We start from the raw sequence: 17569 nt of genomic DNA, 5'->3' as shown, positions 1-17569 counted from the left end.
CTGGGGCTTCAACGATTTCGGCTGGATGGCCGACGGCCGCACGCTGTGGCCGCTGGCCGGCACTACCGGGGATTCTTCAGAGGATCACTAGGCGACGGCTCCCCTTTCGCCTTGGAAAGCGCAATCGTTTGCTTGACGCTCAACGTACGGTATTCGGCACGCTTCGTCGCGTTCTTCGGCCAATGCTGGACACCATCCAACAACACTCTGACATGATCAGCCGTCAACCCAGATACGGGGAGATCGCCCACAAGCCCCAGCAGAATGCGAAGCGTCTGGCGGCTTTCAATGATCGTCTTTGGATCGCGCTTTGCGCGACGCAAATCATCCAAGTGCTGGTCAATGGCTTGGGAAAGCGTGGCTCCGCCTTTTGAAGACGCTACCGCCTGACCCACCTGGCCTTTGATGGCCTCATTGCGCCAGCCTGATCCGCTTCCTTGTTCTCCTGCCTCCGCTGCATCTGACGATGGAGCAGACAGTCCCAACAGGCTGGCAAGCAGCGCCGCATCATGGGGGGTATCCACTTGGGCGCGTCCAATTCGTTCGCCGTTCGGAAGCGAGATGTTTTCCAAGGTGAGCTCACGCAGCTGCCCCGAGGCAGCTTTGCGGAGCAGCTCGTCCAGTTCCTTCTTGTCCACAAGTCTTCCTGCACGCATCGCCCCGAACGTATCGGAGAGTGCCACGCTCATGCAGGCCGCCGCCAGTCGCGCGCGATCACCAGGGGGCAAGCCCAGCGCACGGACGATGAAGCGACATCCCAAGCGGGATCGAAGGTCAAGAGGGACGAGGAAGCGGGCGTAGAGCCCTGACCGACGCGTAAGAAGAAGCGGCTTTGGCATGGAGCGATACCTCAAACGATACCTAGGAAAAGGTCGTCTGACGGCATCGTTTTTTACTCAGCCCCTTTGCATTCATGCACTTAGGTGCGCAAATGGCCGAACTGGAGCGGGCGATGGGAATCGAACCCACGTCAGTAGCTTGGGAAGCTACAGCTCTACCATTGAGCTACGCCCGCAGTGCAGGGTGAAAGTCTATGCGGAGCGACCGGTGTTGGGCAATGGGGTCAGATCCCTTTGCGCCAGGAAAGGGCTCTGACCCTGAGGTTTCCCCGAATTTTCCTTTGTATGATCAAAGGGTTGCGCCCATCTAATGATTGTGGTGGGCTGGTGTCGCCTGAAGGGCGATGGAAAGTGGCATCTGCTGCGCGCGGCGGTACCGGTCGGTGGCCGCACCCTGCCCCTGTTCGAGCAGGTCTTCCCGGAACGGGAACTGGCCTCGCCGAGGGTGGAATGCCAGTTCCTCAAACGCCTGAAGATGCTGCTACCCGCCGATGCCTGTCCGATCCTGGTCACCGATGCCGGGTTCCGGGCACCGTGGTGCCGAAGTGTGGAGGCCATGGGCTGGACGTGGATCACCCGCCTGCGCCATCACACCCGGGTCAAGCCGGTGGAGATCGAGGATCGGGCGGACCAGTGGGTCCCCTGCCATGCCTTGTATCCCTTGGCCGTAGTGGGCAAGACACATGATCTGGGGCTGTTCCAGATCGTGCGCAGCGCGCCGCTCACTGCCCGCCTGGTACTGCATGCCGCGCGCCCGCGTGGGCGTCGGCATACGACCTTGAAGGGACAGCGCCGTCGCAGCAGGCAGAGCCGGAAGAACGCCTGTCGGGAAGCCGAGCCGTGGCTGCTGATGGCCAGCCCGACGATGGGGGAGGTCGATGCCAGGCAGATCGTCGCGCTGTACCGGCGCCGCATGCAGATCGAACTGGGCTTCCGGGATCTGAAATCGCATCGCTACGGCCAGGCCTTCGAGGACAGCCTGACGCGCAAGCGCGAGCGGATGGAAGTACTGCTGTTGCTGCATGCCCTGGCGATGTTCGTGCGGTGGCTGGCGGGCATGGCCGCTGAATCCATCCACGCACACAACCGACTCAATCCTCATCGATCGACACGTCGGCTGTACTGCCTGATCCGACTGGGTTGGGAAGCATTGACGCGAAGATGGCTGGACAAGCCACGGGTCGCCATGCTCGATGCACTGCACACACTCTCGCCAGAAGCCAAGCAAAACATGGCCTCCCGAATATGAAAACGTGGGGAAACCTCAGGCTCTGACCCCGCCTTGCATCAGAAGCGGCCGCTGAAGCTGGCGAACAGCGTGGCGTCCTGCGCACGCTTCTGCAGGGTGGTGGCGCTGAGGCCGCCGATAGCGGACGTCTCCAATTGATGCAAGGCGCGCCTCCAGCATCCGGGGCTGCGGCGACGCCACTTCCATTAAGAATCGCCGAAACCATCATGGAAATAGCGACAAGAATCATCCGAAAAAGCCTTCCGACATGAGGATTATTCGAAAAACGCAGTAGAGCTGATCTCAAGCACCCCCGCTGCACCATCATCACCTCGTCAGGAAGCCTGCACCACGTCATTACTCAATCGCAGAAAGACAAAATAAAAATGCAGACACGTTCTCCTTTCGAAATGTGCGCCCCGTCGCCGGACCCTGCCTCCCCGATCCTACCGTCGATGCTGAGCGTGAAAGGACATTCGCATCGATGCGAACGAATTATAAACATGAAAGAACACGCCCTCATTGGAATAAGCCCATTCAATCCGCAGTTCTCACCAAGCTATGTGAGTGCATTGCTCGCATGGGCAGAATCAAATTTCAAAAAAATAGACATATTAATTCCGGACGTGGAAAGTGCAGCTCTCCTTTTGACATCAACCGGCACTTCAGCACAAAAGGCAATCCGGAAAGCAAGAAAAGAACTCAACCGTCAACGACGAGTAATTGAGCCGCTTATCGATAAGGACAGCCCAGCCACAGCGCAATTGATTGAATTCTCGGACCACTTCGAGAACACCGCATACAAGAAGCTCAGGAAAATGGCTCAGAATGAATATGACGAGCATGAAGAATTCCGAACCGCATGCGACGCCATGTCGGACTGCGCGATCGCAAGCCGAGTTCGAGCAACCACCACACCTTCAACGAGCCCCCTGCCGAAACCAAGAGGAGTTGCTACAGAAAACTACATCTTGACAGAAATTCCTTTCTATTTAAACACGCCCGTCATATTGGACGTCCGAAGCTCAACCCTCATTTACCATAGAAAGTGGCCAATCGGAGATCAACTATTTAACAACCGCTTCCGCATTGCGATTGACAGAAATCAAGGGCACGGGATCGTATCAATTTCCAATCAAAAACCAAAAATATAATAAGCAAGAGCGTATATAAAGAGGAACCCATAATGAGACATATAATTAATTTCGACGCAACCTCCGACCAGGCCGACAAGGATCCAGCAGCACTGTACGAAGAACTCCACCACTCCAATTCAGTGCTTCAAGACAAACAATTGGATGCATTTTTCTTTGGAAGACACCAGGACGTTCGTCTGATCCTGACGTCAGGTGATTTCACCACGGCCCCGCTGGAAGATCGTGCTCAACCAGTAATGGGAGATCGCGTTCTGGCACAAATGGAAGGCAAAGAACACAAATCCAAGCGACAAATAATTCTTTCGAAACTTTCGGCAAGAACTTTTCGAGAACGTTACGCACCGATCATTCATGCACTTACGAGAGACTTATTGACGCCAAAAATCCATTCTGGGGAGATTGACCTAGTCAATGAATTTGGAAAGAACTACGGAATACTCTCAACACTCCTGGTTCTTGGCCTGCCGACGGACAGACACAAAGACATCAGCCGCTGGCAAACAGGAATCACTTCGTTCATCACAAGCCTCAAACTATCCGACAGCGAAAGAGAGCACAGCATCGACTGCAGCAGATGCATCATAGAGTACTTTCAACCCATCATTGACGAACGCATGACAAGCCCCGACGACAGCCTGATATCGGCCTTGTGCACCGCAGGAGATGACGAACATATGACGCAATCCGAAGTGATTGCACTCGTCCTCAATATACTTCTAGCCGCTACAGAACCCGCCGACAAAACACTGGCATATCTTTTCTATAACCTTCTGTCCAACCCCATAGAGATGGACAGAATAGCTACTGACATAACACTCCTTCCCGCAGCGATCAGCGAAACACTTCGCCTCAACCCACCAGTTCAACTCATCCCTCGTCAAGCTCGTCAGGATGTGGAACTTGATGGAATCAAGATCAGGAAAGGCACTCTAATTTACTGCATGATCGGCGCTGCGAACCGCGACCCGGATGTTTTTCCCATGCCTTCACAGTTCATACTTGACCGAAAGAAACCATCTACTGCAGGAACTGGCACGGGGCGTTTTCCACATCACCTGGCTTTCGGAACAGGAGTGCACGTCTGCGTGGGTGCAGCATTCTCGCTCATGCAGGCAGAACTTGCTGCGAACACCATCATCGATACTCTTGGCGATCTGAGATTACCGAAGGGATTCAGGATGGCGGAAGTCGGATTCTACACACGCGGTCCGGTCGCGCTTCCGCTATTGTTCACACCGCCTCGTCGCAATAATCCGGAAGAACGTCCCGGTCATGGCTACAGTCCATGAAGCAGAGCGAGAGCACGTCTACGAGTACCCTGACTACCCAAGACCGCACGCTGGTAGCCACGTTGGTGCTGGGCGTCACCCTGCCTCTGCTCGATACGACGATGGTCAACGTTGGCCTCGACGCCATACGGCTGGGCCTTAACGCCCCAATCTCCACAGTGCAATGGGTAGTCACCGGATATACGCTGGCCGCAGCGAGCTCGGTGCCCGCGTCTGCTTGGCTCGTCGCCAAACTTGGCCAGAGAAAGCTGTGGCTATCCTGCCTCTGGGCCTTTCTGATCGGATCCGCGTTGTCAGCCATCGCCCCAAACCTGCCCTTACTTATTGCCTCGAGGGTACTTCAAGGCTTGGCCGCTGGTGTCTTGCTACCCACGATGCAAACCATCATCATTTCCGAAGTCGGGCGGAACAGGTCGCGCGCAGCTCTTGCGGCGATTTCAATTCCATCGGTTCTTGCCCCAATTCTTGGCCCACCCATCGGCGGCCTCACGCTGCAGATATTTAGCTGGCATTGGCTGTTCTGGCTGCATATACCGATCTGTGCTGGTGCCATTTTTGCAGCCGCAAAGCGACTCCCAACATCCAAGAAAGGGCAAGCCCGCCGGACCGATCCGATCGCACTCATTGCTTTATCACTCGCCCTGACCCTGACAATGTACGGTGCCACCCGGATCGATGGAAGTTCCCTGCACTGGGCTTTTCCGCTCCTCTCAGGCATCGCAATGCTGACCCTGTTCATTGCACGCGCCACCCGCCCAGAGAGTAATGCCCCGGTAGATCTGAGAATCTTTAGGGAACTGAACTTCACTCGTTGGTGCAGCATTTTATTTCTATCCAGCATGATCTATTACGGCGGCGCATTTTTGCTACCACTAATGCTCATGCTCAACTCCGGCTACACGCCCGGCCAAGCAGGACTGATGCTGGCATTGCACGGTGTCGGCACCCTGGTGGCGAGACAGAAAATGACGGCGATCTGTGCCAGATGGGGAGATCGCCAGACCACCCTGGGCGCAATCATTCTCATAGCCGCCGGCTCGCTCCTGCTCTTCCCGACGAGCCTTCTCAACCACAGTGCCATTGCTGTAGGCATGCTCATTCGTGGTGCAGGCGTGGGGATCCTTACTATCATGTCCATGTCGGGCGCCTACGAGGACCTGACGCCCGAACAGGTACCACATGCCAGCTTGCTTTCACGAATCATGACCAACGCGGGGGCCGCAATGGGTGCTGCCTTAGTTGCAACCATGGCGACGTCCCATGGACAAGACCTTCAGATGCGGAATTTTCAGGTTTCACATTATTGCCTTTGGATTGCCATTGGGGTCTGCGGAGCAGTTGCCGCCTGGTCGCCAAAGAGCGCTAAGCGATAGGTATTCGAGCGCAGGATTCAATGCCTGCTTCCGCGCGCGGGGGACTGGCATGCGAAGCACACGGTGCTGGGCATTGGGGTCAGAGCCCTTTCCACCCGGAAAGGGCTCTGACCCCGCCTTGCATCAGAAGCTGCCGCTGAAGCTGGCGAACAGCGTCGCGTCCTGCGCACGCTTCTGCAGGGTGGTGGCGCTCAGGCCGATGTTGCTCTGCAGGCCGAACAGTTCCATGCGGGCACCGAAGATGGCGGTTGCATAGTTCTTGTCGAAGTCCATGCCCGGCACGCGGTACATGCCCACGTCCGGCAGGCTCTGCACCCATGCGCTGGCCTGCTGGGTGTCCTCGAACTCGTGGTCGTAGGTCACCTGCACGTACGGCTTGACGCTGCCGCCATCGAAGCGGGCCTGCCAGCCGATGCGGCCGACGGTGGAATCGACGTCCTGCCTGCCATAGCCCAGCGCGGTGGCCAGGGTGTTGGCATCGGCGGTTTCGGTGTAGCCGTCGATCTTCACCTTCTGCCAGATCACCGAGGCGATCGGGCCGTGGCGGAAGCCGCCCTCGGTGCCGAACTCGTAACCGGCGTTCAGGGCCGCGGTCAGGTTGCTGCCGTCCGGCGAGCCGCCGTGTTCTCGGGTGGCCGGGCCCAGCTGCACCTTGCGGTTCACGTCGTAGGACAGCCAGGTGTAGCTGACCTGGCCGTTGACCCACATGCGGTCGCCGTACCAGCCAGCGAACAGACCGGCGGTGGTGTCCTTCTGGGTGAAGTCGCCACGGCTGTTACCGAAGTCGGCATCCATGCGGCCGAAGCCGGCGAAGCCGCCGAAGACCATGCCGTCACGTGCCCAGTCGACACCGGCCAGGCCGGCCGGGGCCACGCCGTCATAGACATCGGCGTGGTCGTAGCGCTGCATGTCGCCACGCAGGCCGCCCCACCAGGACAGGCCATCGGCCGGACGGCCGGCCTGGTGCAGGCTGACCTGGTCAGCGCGCGAGCGACCGATGGTCTGCGCCGAATGGGTCAGTATCTGCTGCAGGCGCGGGCCTTCCAGGATCGAAATGGCGTACTGGCCCAGCATCTGGTGCGCGGCCGTGGTCGGGTGCACGTCATCGGCGAACAGGTAGGTGCTGGCCGCGTTCGGGGTCGCATAGGCCAGCGGGCTGCAGGCCAGCGACGAGGCCACCAGGCAGGCGCGGCCGGTGACGTTGCTGAAGCCGTACATGCCCGGGTTGGCGATGATTTCGTGCAGCAGGGTATAGGTATCGAGCGGGATGAAGTCGATGCCGGCCTGCTTCAGGCCGCCGTACAGGGCGGTGTTGTACGCCTGCGACAGGGCGGTGCCCTGCGCCTGGCCGGCCGCGCCGCGGTCGATGAACCCCGGGGTGATGCCGACGTCGGGCAGGTTGGGCACCATCACGTACTGCGCGCCGGCCTGCTTCAGGCTGGACACGATGCCGATCTGGGTGGTGACCGCCGCACCGATCACGGCCGGTGCCTGGGCCGGGGCGGTGATCGAGAACAGATCGTTGGCGCCGCCCCACACGGTGTACAGTGCGTTCGGATCGGCCTTGCCACCGTTGGCGGCCAGGTAGTTGGCCATCTGGGTCTTCAGCGACGGGACGGCCACGTTGCCGAACGCGGGCTGGATCAGGTCGGTGCCCACGCGGGCGCCACCGACGGCGTAGTTGTCACCGGTCTGGCCGTTGCCATTCGGGCTGGCGTTGGTACCGTAGTAATCGGCGACGAACTGCGACCACTCCCAGCCCGGGTTGGTGGTGAACTGGCCGGTGACCGGACGCACATCGGGTGGCAGCAGCGGGCGGTAGTAGCCGCTGTCGGTCAGGCTGTCGCCGAAGAACACGGTGCGGGTGAAAGGGGATTCGCCCGCCATGGCCGGCAGCGCGGCAAGTGCTATCGCGGCCGCCATCAGGGAGCGGATCGGGCGTTTGCTGAGCAGCATGTAGAAACTCCTGGGGAGGAAATGTTGGGGATCCAGCGCACACGTACGCCGGCGCACGGTGAATGGTTTCACCGTGTCGCCCATTGCTCACGCTGCGCCGCCGCATGAATTGTCGCCGGTTACCCGGACGGCGAGGTATGCCGGAGGTGGCGTACTGCTCAAAATGCAACAGTTCCGATCCGAACCGGGCGTAGGCGACAATGCCGGGATGAACATCCAGCTCAATGGCCAGCCCCGCACCCTGCCCGCTTCGGCGACCCTCCACGATCTGCTGGCCGCCGAGCAGCTGTTGCAGCGCCGGGTAGCGGTGGAAGTGAATGGTGAGATCGTCAGCCGCAGCCGCCATGGCGAGCACGTGCTGGCCGACGGTGATGTGGTGGAGATCGTGCACGCGCTGGGCGGTGGGTGAACCCCATACGGGTAGTACCGGCCGCTGGCCGGCAATCCGATTGGTTCTGCCGGCCAGCGACCGGCACTACCGTTGGTCGTGCGACCCCATCTTCAGGCGGATAAGCGATAATCGCGTCATGAACCTCCCTGTCTCCCCCGATTCGCTGGTGATCGCCGGCAAGACCTATGGCTCGCGGCTGCTGACCGGCACCGGCAAGTTCAAGGATCTGGAAGAAACCCGCCTGGCCACCGAGGCCGCTGGCGCCCAGATCGTCACCGTGGCCATCCGCCGCACCAACATTGGCCAGACCCCGGGCGAACCGAACCTGCTGGACGTGCTGCCGCCGGACCGCTACACCATCCTGCCCAACACCGCCGGCTGCTACACCGCCGAAGACGCCGTGCGTACCTGCCGCCTGGCCCGTGAGCTGCTGGACGGCCACAACCTGACCAAGCTGGAAGTGCTGGGCGACCAGAAGTCGCTGTACCCGGACGTGGTACAGACCCTCAAGGCCGCCGAGCAACTGGTCAAGGACGGCTTCGAAGTGATGGTCTACACCTCCGACGACCCGATCCTGGCCAAGCGCCTGGAAGAGATCGGCTGCGCCGCGGTGATGCCGCTGGCCGCGCCGATCGGTTCGGGCCTGGGCATCCAGAACAAGTACAACCTGCTGCAGATCATCGAAGACGCCCGCGTGCCGATCATCGTCGATGCCGGCGTGGGCACCGCCTCCGATGCCGCCATCGCGATGGAGCTGGGCTGCGACGGCGTACTGATGAACACCGCCATCGCTGGTGCGCGCCACCCGGTGCTGATGGCCAGCGCCATGCGCAAGGCCGTCGAAGCCGGCCGCGAGGCCTTCCTGGCCGGGCGCATCCCGCGCAAGCGCTATGCCAGCGCCTCTTCCCCGGTTGATGGGCTGATCGGCTGATGACCAATCCTTTTGACAGCGCCGGCTCCAAGGCACCGCCCAAGCCCTTCACCGTGAGCGAGGGCCGCCGCGAGGTGCGCAGCTTCGTGCTGCGCCAAGGCCGCTTCACCCCCGCCCAGCAGCGCGCGTTCGATGAACGCTGGCCGCGCTTTGGCATCGACTACAACGGCCAGCCGCGCGACTTGGACGCCACTTTCGGCCGCCCGGCGCACAAAGTGCTGGAAATCGGTTTCGGCAACGGTGCAGCGCTGCGCTTTGCCGCCCAGCACGATCCGTCGCGCGACTACATCGGCATTGAAGTGCATGCCCCCGGCGTGGGCCGCCTGCTGAACGCGCTGGCCGACGACAACGCCGACCACGTGCGCCTGTACCACCACGATGCGGTGGAAGTACTGCAGAACGAGATTGCCGATGGTGCGCTGGATGAAGTGCGCATCTACTTCCCCGACCCGTGGCACAAGAAGCGCCACAACAAGCGCCGCCTGCTGCAGCCGGCGTTTGCCGAGCTGATCGTGCGCAAGCTGCGCCCGGGTGGCCGCCTGCACTGCGCCACCGACTGGGAAGACTACGCCGAGCAGATGTGGGACGTGCTCGATGCCACCGCCGGGCTGGTCAACCGTGCCGGCCCGCGTGGCAGCGTGCCGCGCCCGGACTGGCGCCCGCAGACCCACTTCGAGACCCGCGGCCAGAAGCTCGGCCACGGTGTCTGGGACCTGTTGTACGACCGCACCTGACCCACGCCCGAGGACGCTGCGCCCCACATGGATACCGCGCTGACGCTGACCAACGACATGAAGCTCGTGCTCGGGCTGGTCGGCTTCACGATGGCGATGTTCCTGTTCGAGCGCATCCGCGCCGACGTGGTCGCGCTTGTGGTGCTGGTGGTGCTGGGCGTGACCGGCCTGATCGCCCCTGAAGAAATCTTCGGCGGCTTCTCCGGTAACGCGGTGATGAGCATCATCGCCACCACCATCCTCGGTGCGGGCCTGGACCGCACCGGGGCCCTGAACCGCCTGGCCGCGTGGCTGCTGCGGCGCGGCCACGGCGTCGAACAGCGGCTGCTGATGATGACCACGGCCATCGCCGGCCTGAACTCGTCGTTCATGCAGAATCCGTCGGTGATGGCGCTGTACCTGCCGGTGGCCTCGCGGCTGGCCGCACGCACCGGATTGACGATGCAGCGGCTGCTGCTGCCGATTTCGGCGGCCATCGTGATGGGGGGTGCGCTGACCATGGTCGGCAACTCGCCGCTGATCCTGCTGAACGATCTGCTGGCCTCGGCCAACAACAACCTGCCCTCGGGCCTGGCCACCATCGAGCCGCTGCGCATGTTCGCGCCGCTGCCGATCGGTGTGGCCCTGCTGATCGCTTCGCTGCTGTACTTCCGCTACTACGGCGATCGCAAGCTGGTGGAAGAAGAAAACCTGGTCAACGACGGCGTGACCCCGGCGCGCACCGAGAGCTATTTCGCCAAGACCTACGGCATCGAAGGCGATGTGTTCGAACTGGTGGTGACGGCCGAAAGCCCGCTGGTGGGCATGACCCTGGGCGAGGCGGAGACCCTGCACGATGCGCCGCTGCTGCTGGCGCTGAAAACCGGCAACGACACCCGCCTGGCCCCGCCGGCGGAGATGCGCATCTGGGTGGGCAGCGTGCTGGGTGTGATGGGGACACGCTCGGATGTGCACGATTTCGCGCAGAACCAGTTCCTGCGCATGTCCTCGCGCCTGAAGCACCTGGGCGACCTGTTCAACCCCAGCCGCGCCGGCATTTCCGAAGCGGTGGTGCCGCCAACGTCCAATGTGATCGGCAAGAGCGCTGCAGATCTGCGCCTGCGCAAGGAACGCGGCATCAGTCTGCTGGCGATCAACCGCGACAAGCAGGTGATCCGCGAAGACGTGCGCGACGTGCAGTTGCGCGCCGGTGACATGCTGGTCTTCCACAGTATCTGGACCGACCTGGCACAGGCCGCCAAGAGCCGCGATTTCGTGGTGGTGACCGACTATCCGACCGGCGAGCAGCGCCCGCACAAGTTCAAGATCGCCATGGCGATCTTCGCGCTCACCATCCTGATCGCGCTGACCAGCAAGCTGCCGGTGGCACTGACCCTGATGACCGGCGTGGCCGGCATGCTGCTGACCGGCGTGCTGCGCATGGACGAGGCGTACGCCTCGATCAACTGGAAGACGGTGTTCATGATGGCCGGGCTGATTCCGCTCGGCTGGGCCATGGATTCCAGCGGTGCAGCGGCCTGGGTGGCCGGCCACACGATCGACAAGCTGCCCACCGGCATACCGCTGTGGGTGCTGGAGGTGGCGCTGGCGTTGCTGACCACCGCCTTTTCGCTGGTGATCAGCCATGTGGGGGCAACCATCGTGATGGTGCCCATTGCAGTCAACCTGGCGTTGGCGGCGGGCGGCAACCCGACCGCGTTCGCGCTGATCGTGGCACTGTCGGCGTCCAACAATCTGATGACCGCCTCCAATCCGGTGATTTCGATGATCACCGGCCCGGCCAACTACACCCCGCGCGAGATGTGGCGGGTGGGCGGTCCGCTGTCGCTGATCTACACGGTGGTGGTGGTGCTGATGATCAACCTGATGTTCTGAAGGTGCGCGAATCCACGCATGGCGTGGATCTACTTGTAGAGACAGGCCATGCGTGGATGCCGTTGCCCGCCCGCAGCCCGCAGTAGATCCACGCCATGCGTGGATGCTTTTGTAGAGTCGAGCCGTGCTCGACTGCTCCTGGCCTCAGGCCAGGTAAACCTGTCCGTCGCGGATATCCACCGGCACGGCGCGCAGGCGGTCGCCCTTGCACGGGCCGGCGATGCAGTCGCCGCTGTCCAGGGCGAACGAGGCGCCGTGGGCGGCGCATACCAGGTGGCCTTCGCGGCTTTTCAGGAACTGCCCCGGCGCCCAGTCCAGGCGGCGGCCGGCGTGCGGGCAGATGTTCAGGAACGCCCGCACCTGCGCGCCATCGCGGTACAGCACCAGCGATTCGGCATCGCCCTCCACCACCGCTTCGACCTCGGCAAATGCCCCATCGGCAAGGGCTTCAAGGGCGATCAGGGCAGTTGCGGCAGTCATGGCGGAAGGCTCGGACGGAAACCCGGATTGTCGCATGCCTGCTCAGGTGACTGGCTCCGACATGAACACAAGTCATTGATCCGTAATAAGCAAAGGCTATATTTAACGAGTTTTTCACTCAATGACAGTGGCGCATCCCGATACTCTGGTTTCGCTGATCCCAGCCCAATCGAGCCGCCATGTTTACTCGCGCTTCCGCCTTCAACCAGTTCCGCACCCTGTTCGCGCCGCGCAAGCCGCGCCACCCGCTGGTGCGCGTTGCCGTGGGCCTGCTCGGCCTGGCGATCCTGGCAGCGATGGTGTTCATCGGCGTGTTCGTCGGCGCGGCCATGATCCTGATCGGCCTGGCTTGGAAGCTGCTGGCCTCGCGCAAGTCCGTCGGCGCGCGCCGGGCGGCCGATGCCAACGTCGTCGAAGGCGAGTACCGCGTGGTGCGCAAGTCAGCTTTGCCGATGTCGCGCTGACGATGTCACCCGCTGACGTGGGCGCCACAGCGCTCTAGACTGCGGGGGCCTTCCAACAGGAACCCCCGCATGTCCACTGCCGTTGTTTCCGATGTCATCCCAGCCCCCGCCGTGCCGCGTGTACCGGTGGTGGGGGGTGGCACGTTCCCGGTCCACCGCATCTACTGCGTCGGCCGCAATTTCGCCGACCATGCGCGTGAGATGGGCGCCGCAGTGCCAGCCGCCGATGATCGCGGCCGCCCGATGTTCTTCACCAAGCCGGCCGATGCCATCGTGGTCGGCCACGACGATGTGATCCCCTACCCTCCGGCCACCGGCAACCTGCACCACGAAGTGGAACTGGTGGTGGCGATCGGCGTGGATGCGCCTGCCGGTGAGTTGGCCGTGGCCGATGCCGAGGCGTTGATCTACGGCTATGCCGTGGGCCTGGACCTGACCCGCCGCGACCTGCAGGCGGCCGCCAAGGAAAAGGGTCACCCGTGGGATTCGGCCAAGGGCTTCGATGCCTCGGCACCGATCAGCGAGATCGTGCATGCCGGTGAAGTGGGTGACCTGGCCGCGTTGAACCTGTCACTGGAGGTGAACGGCGAAGTGCGGCAGCAGTCGCTGCTCGATCAGATGATCTGGAACGTGCCGGAAATCCTGCATGAGCTGTCCAGGCTGTGGCAGCTGCGCGCGGGCGACCTGGTGTTCATGGGTACCCCGTCGGGCGTGTCCGCTCTGAAGCCCGGTGACCGTTTCAGTGCCCGCCTGGAAAACGTGGCCGAGCGCCACGGCGTGATCGCCGGCTGACATCACCTGCGCTACCCTGCGCGCTGTCCACTTCCCCCACCGGAGAAAAACAACAATGGGAATGCTCACCGAGTTCAAGGAATTCGCGATGCGCGGCAACGTCATCGACCTCGCCGTCGGCGTGGTGATCGGCGCGGCCTTCGGCAAGATCGTCACCGCCCTGGTGGAAAAGATCATCATGCCGCCGCTGGGCATGCTGATCGGCAAGGTGGATTTCTCCGATCTGGCATGGACATTGGCACCTGCACGGGTCGGTGCCGATGGCACGGAAATTCCGGCGGTGGTGATCGGCTACGGTGATTTCCTCAACACGCTGGTGCAGTTCATCATCGTGGCCTTCGCCATCTTCATGGTGATCAAGGTGATCAACCGTCTGTCGCGAAAGAAGGACGCTGCGCCGGCCGCGCCGAAGGAAGAAGTGGTGCTGCTGCGCGAGATCCGCGACAGCCTGAAGAAATGAGGTAGCGGGCGCCTTCGGGCGCCCCGCTTACCTGTAGAGCCGAGCCCACGCTCGGCTGCCTTCGTGCGTAGACTGCCCGGAAAAATCAGCCGAGCATGGGCTCGGCTCTACAGAAGCAGGTGAAAGCCCCGCTCCGGCGGGGCTTTCGCTTTGCCGGACGTGGCGGAAAACAGCGTTCGCGCCAGCCATGACCTCCCGCCCATGCGCGGCGCTGAACGACTGCTAAGCTCCAAGGCTGATTCCCTTCCCGGAGCTGTCCATGCGTCGCCGCGTCCTTGCCATCGCATCCTCCCTCGCCCTGCTGGCCGCACCGGCCTTCGCCGCGCCGCACACCACCACCCTGCCCCCTGCCTCGCTGGCCACGGCCGCACAGCTGCGCGACCAGGCCCTGGCCGATGACACCGGCTGGAAGGTGGTCGAATCGCTCACCACCGAAATCGGCCCCCGCATTGCCGGCAGTGAGGCTGATGCCCGCGCCGTGGCCTGGGCCGAAGCCAAGTTCAAGGCTCTCGGTTTCGACAAAGTCTGGAAAGAACCAGTGACCTTCCCGAAGTGGGAGCGCCGCAGCGAACACGCCGCCGTGACCGGCGCGAACCCGCAGCCGCTGCAGATCACCGCACTCGGTGGCAGCCCGGGCGGCACCGTGGAAGCCGAGGTGGTGCGCTTCGCCGACCTGGCTGCGCTGCAGGCCGCACCGGCCGGTTCGCTGAAAGGCAAAATCGCCTTCGTTGATTACCAGATGCTGCCGTTCCGCGATGGCCGCGACTATGGCCGTGGCGGCGCGATCCGCAGCAAGGGCCCGTCGGAGGCGATCCGCAAGGGTGCGGTCGGCTTCCTGATGCGCTCGGCCGGTACCGATTCGCACCGTGTGCCGCACACCGGCATCACCCGCTTTGATGAAGGCCTGACCCCGGTACCGTCGGCGGCCCTGTCAGTACCCGATGCCGATCAGCTGGCACGCCTGGTGGCGCGCGGCAGCACCACCGTGAAGGTGACTCTGGACTGTGGCTGGGACGGCTCGGCGACGTCCTACAACGTCATCGGTGAGATCACCGGCCGCACGCTGCCCAAGGAAGTGGTGGTCATCGGCGGCCATCTTGATTCGTGGGATCTGGGCACCGGCGCCATCGACGACGGCGCAGGCGTGGGCATCACCATGGCGGCCGGCCACCTGATCGGCCAGCTCAAGCAGGCGCCCAAACGCACCATCCGCGTGGTTGCCTTCGCCAACGAGGAACAGGGCCTGTACGGCGGCAAGGCTTACGCCGAAGCCCATGCCAAGGATGTGGTGCGGCACCAGTTGGCCGCCGAGAGCGATTTCGGTGCCGGCCGCGTCTACGCCTTCAACACCGGCTCGCCGAACCCGGAGGGTTCGCGTGAAGCCACCGCGCAGATCGCCGAAGTGATGAAGCCGCTGGGCATCGAGTACATGGCCGACAAGGGCGGCCCGGGCCCGGACGTCGGCCCGCTGGCGGCCAAGGGGGGCGCGTGGGCATGGCTGGCACAGGATGGCTCGGACTACTTCGACCTGCACCACACCGCCGACGACACCCTGGACAAGATCGACCCGAAGGCACTGGCGCAGAACGTGGCTGCGTACACCGTGTTCGCCTACCTGGCGGCCGAGGCCGATGGCAGCTTCGGCAGTGAAGCCAAGGCGACGACCCCACCGAACGAGTGATGCGGTAAGGGTGCGGGGTCAGAGCCCTCGCCAACGGCGAGGGCTCTGACCCCGTTACGCTCAGCCTTCCCAGACTCGTGTGTTGTGTACCCCGATGTTCTTTGGCTGGAACAAGGGATCACGCTTTCTGCGCCGCTGCTCCTCGTAGTCGCGCAGTGCCGCCAGGGCAGGCCGTTGCAGCAGCAGGATGGCGATGATGTTCAACCAGCTCATCATGCCCACGCCGATATCGCCCAAGGACCATGCTACGGTCGCGGTGTTGACGGCCGAGTAGCCGGTCGCAGCCAGGAACAGCAGCTGGAAGCCCGTCATCGTCACGCGCCCTGGGCGGTCACGGCACAGGTAGCTGACGTTGGTTTCGGCCATGTAGTACAGCGCGAGGATGGTGGTGAACGCGAACGGCAGGATCGCCAGGGCGACGAACGATCTGCCGAACCCCGGCAGTGCCGATTCCACCGCATGCTGCACGAAGCGTGGCCCGGCCTCGACACCCGGCAGCGTGGCGAACAGCACGCGCGCATCGTCCGGCACCCCGTTCACCGCCGGGTCGTAGACGTTGTACAGGCCGGTGGAGAGGATCAGGAAGGCGGTTGCCGAGCACACCACCATGGTGTCGATGTAGACCGAGAACGATTGCACCAGGCCCTGCTTGACCGGATGCGACACTTCCGCCGCTGCGGCCGGATGTGCACCACTGCCCATGCCTGCTTCGTTGGACAGCACGCCACGGCGCACGCCCCACTGGATGGCCGTGCCGATCATCGCGCCGAATGCGGCGTCCACACCGAAGGCACTGCGCAGCACCAGGGCAATCACCTCGGGTACCCGGTCCACGTTGATGACCATGACCACTGCCGCGACCAGCAGGTAGGCCACGGCCATGATCGGCACCACCCACTCGGCCACCCGGGCAATGCGGCGCACGCCGCCATACAGCACGGCTGCCAGCACCAGCAGCAGCACTGCCGTCGTCCCCATCACCGGGATGCCCCAGGCCTCGTTCACCGCGCTGGTGATGGCATTGGACTGGGTACCGGCCAGCATCGCCCCGGCCAGCACGGTGACCAGCGCGAACAGCACCGCATACCAGCGTTGGCCCAGCCCTTTTTCGATGTAGTACGCCGGGCCGCCGCGATACTGGCCGCTGGCATCGCGCTCCTTGTAGATCTGCGCCAGGGTCGATTCGACGAAGGCACTGGAGGCGCCGAGGAAGGCCACGATCCACATCCAGAAGATGGCACCCGGCCCCCCGAAGGCGATGGCCATGGCGACACCGGCAATGTTGCCGACGCCGACCCGGCTGGACAGTGACAATGACAAGGCCTGGAACGGGGACACGCCCGCGTCGGAGCACTCATGGCGGAACATCAGGCGCAGCATGTGCGGCAGCGCGCGCAGCTGGATGAAGCGGGTGCGCACGCTGAAGTACAGGCCTGCCAGCAGGCAGAGCACGACCAGCCAAGGGCTCCAGACGATGCCGAGGACAGCATTGATGATCGATTCGATGTTCATCGATGCCCCCGCCTCAGAAGAAAACGCCGAGGGCGATCTGCGGGCTGATGACCCGCCCGCTGTTGCGCCCGGACACGGTGAATTCCACGCCGGCGATCATGCCAAGCGTGGGGCTGAAGTGGTACTCGACCGCCGGGGCCACGCTGAGCGAGCGGCTGGCAGGGCGCAGTTCGTTGATGGTCCGCACGCCGCCATCGGCGGTGGGGGCGAATCCGGTCAGGCGCTGGCCGGTTTCGCGGCTGGCAGCCACTTCCATCACGCCCACCCACCGCGGGTTGAAGCTGTACTCGCCTGCCAGCGAAAGCCCCAGCACCGAGCCGCGTGCGATGTGCCCCTGGAAGCCTGTCTCGGTGCCATAGACGCTGGCACCGGACAGTGCGGTGCGCGCAGGTGCAGGCCCGGCCATC

The 17569-nt window shown here is 62.9% G+C and carries 16 protein-coding genes, 1 tRNA gene and 1 pseudogene; 12 read left to right on the top strand and 6 right to left on the bottom strand.

Going from position 1 to position 17569, the window contains the following annotated elements:
• Nucleotides 1–62 precede the first annotated feature (62 nt).
• On the bottom strand, nucleotides 63–839 hold the full coding sequence (locus tag ACQKDV_RS11705; RefSeq protein ID WP_427783908.1) for a DUF6538 domain-containing protein: 777 nt from the start codon (nucleotides 837–839) through the stop codon (nucleotides 63–65).
• Nucleotides 840–941: 102 nt separating this feature from the next.
• Nucleotides 942–1015 (bottom strand) — tRNA-Gly (locus tag ACQKDV_RS11700).
• 134 nt (nucleotides 1016–1149) lie between these two features.
• Between ACQKDV_RS11700 and ACQKDV_RS11695 the strand changes: the two genes are divergently transcribed.
• The 4 genes from ACQKDV_RS11695 (at nucleotide 1150) to ACQKDV_RS11680 (ending at nucleotide 5886) form a co-directional block, all read left to right on the top strand.
• Entirely contained in the window at nucleotides 1150–2088 is a 939-nt protein-coding gene (locus tag ACQKDV_RS11695) for an IS4 family transposase (RefSeq protein ID WP_427783907.1), read from the top strand.
• A 365-nt stretch (nucleotides 2089–2453) separates the two neighbouring features.
• Nucleotides 2454–3221, top strand: coding sequence for a tRNA-dependent cyclodipeptide synthase (locus tag ACQKDV_RS11690; RefSeq protein WP_427783906.1), 768 nt, complete (start codon nucleotides 2454–2456; stop codon nucleotides 3219–3221).
• Nucleotides 3222–3253: 32 nt separating this feature from the next.
• Nucleotides 3254–4513, top strand: coding sequence for a cytochrome P450 (locus ACQKDV_RS11685; protein WP_427783905.1), 1260 nt, complete (start codon nucleotides 3254–3256; stop codon nucleotides 4511–4513).
• Nucleotides 4510–5886, top strand: a complete 1377-nt coding sequence (locus ACQKDV_RS11680) for an MFS transporter (protein ID WP_427783904.1) — start codon at nucleotides 4510–4512, stop codon at nucleotides 5884–5886. Before ACQKDV_RS11685 ends, ACQKDV_RS11680 begins: the two co-directional genes overlap by 4 nt.
• A 123-nt stretch (nucleotides 5887–6009) precedes the next feature.
• Here ACQKDV_RS11680 and ACQKDV_RS11675 read toward each other — a convergent pair whose 3' ends face one another.
• Nucleotides 6010–7842, bottom strand: a complete 1833-nt coding sequence (locus ACQKDV_RS11675) for an autotransporter domain-containing protein (RefSeq protein WP_427783903.1) — start codon at nucleotides 7840–7842, stop codon at nucleotides 6010–6012.
• A 208-nt stretch (nucleotides 7843–8050) separates the two neighbouring features.
• Between ACQKDV_RS11675 and thiS the strand changes: the two genes are divergently transcribed.
• The 4 genes from thiS (at nucleotide 8051) to ACQKDV_RS11655 (ending at nucleotide 11773) form a co-directional block, all read left to right on the top strand.
• Nucleotides 8051–8251 (top strand): sulfur carrier protein ThiS, encoded by a 201-nt coding sequence (thiS, locus tag ACQKDV_RS11670; RefSeq protein ID WP_427783909.1) that lies wholly within the window; start codon nucleotides 8051–8053, stop codon nucleotides 8249–8251.
• 118 nt (nucleotides 8252–8369) lie between these two features.
• A complete protein-coding gene (locus tag ACQKDV_RS11665; RefSeq protein ID WP_427783902.1) occupies nucleotides 8370–9164 on the top strand; it encodes a thiazole synthase in 795 nt (264 codons plus the stop codon).
• A complete protein-coding gene (gene trmB / locus ACQKDV_RS11660) occupies nucleotides 9164–9898 on the top strand; it encodes a tRNA (guanosine(46)-N7)-methyltransferase TrmB (RefSeq protein ID WP_200732119.1) in 735 nt (244 codons plus the stop codon). The genes ACQKDV_RS11665 and trmB overlap by 1 nt, the downstream gene beginning before the upstream one ends.
• Nucleotides 9899–9925: 27 nt before the next feature.
• A complete protein-coding gene (locus ACQKDV_RS11655) occupies nucleotides 9926–11773 on the top strand; it encodes an SLC13 family permease (RefSeq protein WP_427783901.1) in 1848 nt (615 codons plus the stop codon).
• Nucleotides 11774–11917: 144 nt separating this feature from the next.
• Here the strand turns inward: ACQKDV_RS11655 and ACQKDV_RS11650 are convergent, their stop codons facing one another.
• Nucleotides 11918–12253, bottom strand: a complete 336-nt coding sequence (locus ACQKDV_RS11650; RefSeq protein ID WP_108766130.1) for a Rieske (2Fe-2S) protein — start codon at nucleotides 12251–12253, stop codon at nucleotides 11918–11920.
• Between the two features lie 179 nt (nucleotides 12254–12432).
• Between ACQKDV_RS11650 and ACQKDV_RS11645 the strand changes: the two genes are divergently transcribed.
• From ACQKDV_RS11645 to ACQKDV_RS11630, 4 genes are all read left to right on the top strand, one after another.
• Nucleotides 12433–12717, top strand: a complete 285-nt coding sequence (locus tag ACQKDV_RS11645; RefSeq protein ID WP_313441807.1) for a hypothetical protein — start codon at nucleotides 12433–12435, stop codon at nucleotides 12715–12717.
• 69 nt (nucleotides 12718–12786) lie between these two features.
• On the top strand, nucleotides 12787–13509 hold the full coding sequence (locus tag ACQKDV_RS11640; RefSeq protein WP_427783900.1) for a fumarylacetoacetate hydrolase family protein: 723 nt from the start codon (nucleotides 12787–12789) through the stop codon (nucleotides 13507–13509).
• Nucleotides 13510–13564: 55 nt separating this feature from the next.
• Nucleotides 13565–13969, top strand: coding sequence for a large-conductance mechanosensitive channel protein MscL (gene mscL / locus ACQKDV_RS11635; RefSeq protein ID WP_427783899.1), 405 nt, complete (start codon nucleotides 13565–13567; stop codon nucleotides 13967–13969).
• 259 nt (nucleotides 13970–14228) lie between these two features.
• Entirely contained in the window at nucleotides 14229–15650 is a 1422-nt protein-coding gene (locus tag ACQKDV_RS11630) for a M28 family peptidase (RefSeq protein WP_427783898.1), read from the top strand.
• Between the two features lie 60 nt (nucleotides 15651–15710).
• Here ACQKDV_RS11630 and ACQKDV_RS11625 read toward each other — a convergent pair whose 3' ends face one another.
• Nucleotides 15711–17162, bottom strand: coding sequence for an alanine/glycine:cation symporter family protein (locus tag ACQKDV_RS11625; RefSeq protein WP_427783897.1), 1452 nt, complete (start codon nucleotides 17160–17162; stop codon nucleotides 15711–15713).
• 13 nt (nucleotides 17163–17175) lie between these two features.
• A pseudogene (locus ACQKDV_RS11620) lies at nucleotides 17176–17569 on the bottom strand (hypothetical protein); the annotation flags it as partial.

The organism is Stenotrophomonas sp. NPDC077659, from assembly GCF_050268705.1.
Lineage (GTDB): Bacteria > Pseudomonadota > Gammaproteobacteria > Xanthomonadales > Xanthomonadaceae > Stenotrophomonas.
This window is presented reverse-complemented; position numbering and strand designations above follow the sequence as displayed.

Excerpts from the sequence above, each read along its gene's own strand:
- ACQKDV_RS11705 (WP_427783908.1), bottom strand. The coding sequence starts at position 839 with ATGCCAAAGCCGCTTCTTCTTACGCGTCGGTCAGGGCTCTACGCCCGC.
- ACQKDV_RS11695 (WP_427783907.1), top strand. The coding sequence starts at position 1,150 with ATGATTGTGGTGGGCTGGTGTCGCCTGAAGGGCGATGGAAAGTGGCAT.
- ACQKDV_RS11690 (WP_427783906.1), top strand. The coding sequence starts at position 2,454 with ATGCAGACACGTTCTCCTTTCGAAATGTGCGCCCCGTCGCCGGACCCT.
- ACQKDV_RS11685 (WP_427783905.1), top strand. The coding sequence starts at position 3,254 with ATGAGACATATAATTAATTTCGACGCAACCTCCGACCAGGCCGACAAG.
- ACQKDV_RS11680 (WP_427783904.1), top strand. The coding sequence starts at position 4,510 with ATGAAGCAGAGCGAGAGCACGTCTACGAGTACCCTGACTACCCAAGAC.
- ACQKDV_RS11675 (WP_427783903.1), bottom strand. The coding sequence starts at position 7,842 with ATGCTGCTCAGCAAACGCCCGATCCGCTCCCTGATGGCGGCCGCGATA.
- thiS (WP_427783909.1), top strand. The coding sequence starts at position 8,051 with ATGAACATCCAGCTCAATGGCCAGCCCCGCACCCTGCCCGCTTCGGCG.
- ACQKDV_RS11665 (WP_427783902.1), top strand. The coding sequence starts at position 8,370 with ATGAACCTCCCTGTCTCCCCCGATTCGCTGGTGATCGCCGGCAAGACC.
- trmB (WP_200732119.1), top strand. The coding sequence starts at position 9,164 with ATGACCAATCCTTTTGACAGCGCCGGCTCCAAGGCACCGCCCAAGCCC.
- ACQKDV_RS11655 (WP_427783901.1), top strand. The coding sequence starts at position 9,926 with ATGGATACCGCGCTGACGCTGACCAACGACATGAAGCTCGTGCTCGGG.
- ACQKDV_RS11650 (WP_108766130.1), bottom strand. The coding sequence starts at position 12,253 with ATGACTGCCGCAACTGCCCTGATCGCCCTTGAAGCCCTTGCCGATGGG.
- ACQKDV_RS11645 (WP_313441807.1), top strand. The coding sequence starts at position 12,433 with ATGTTTACTCGCGCTTCCGCCTTCAACCAGTTCCGCACCCTGTTCGCG.
- ACQKDV_RS11640 (WP_427783900.1), top strand. The coding sequence starts at position 12,787 with ATGTCCACTGCCGTTGTTTCCGATGTCATCCCAGCCCCCGCCGTGCCG.
- mscL (WP_427783899.1), top strand. The coding sequence starts at position 13,565 with ATGGGAATGCTCACCGAGTTCAAGGAATTCGCGATGCGCGGCAACGTC.
- ACQKDV_RS11630 (WP_427783898.1), top strand. The coding sequence starts at position 14,229 with ATGCGTCGCCGCGTCCTTGCCATCGCATCCTCCCTCGCCCTGCTGGCC.
- ACQKDV_RS11625 (WP_427783897.1), bottom strand. The coding sequence starts at position 17,162 with ATGAACATCGAATCGATCATCAATGCTGTCCTCGGCATCGTCTGGAGC.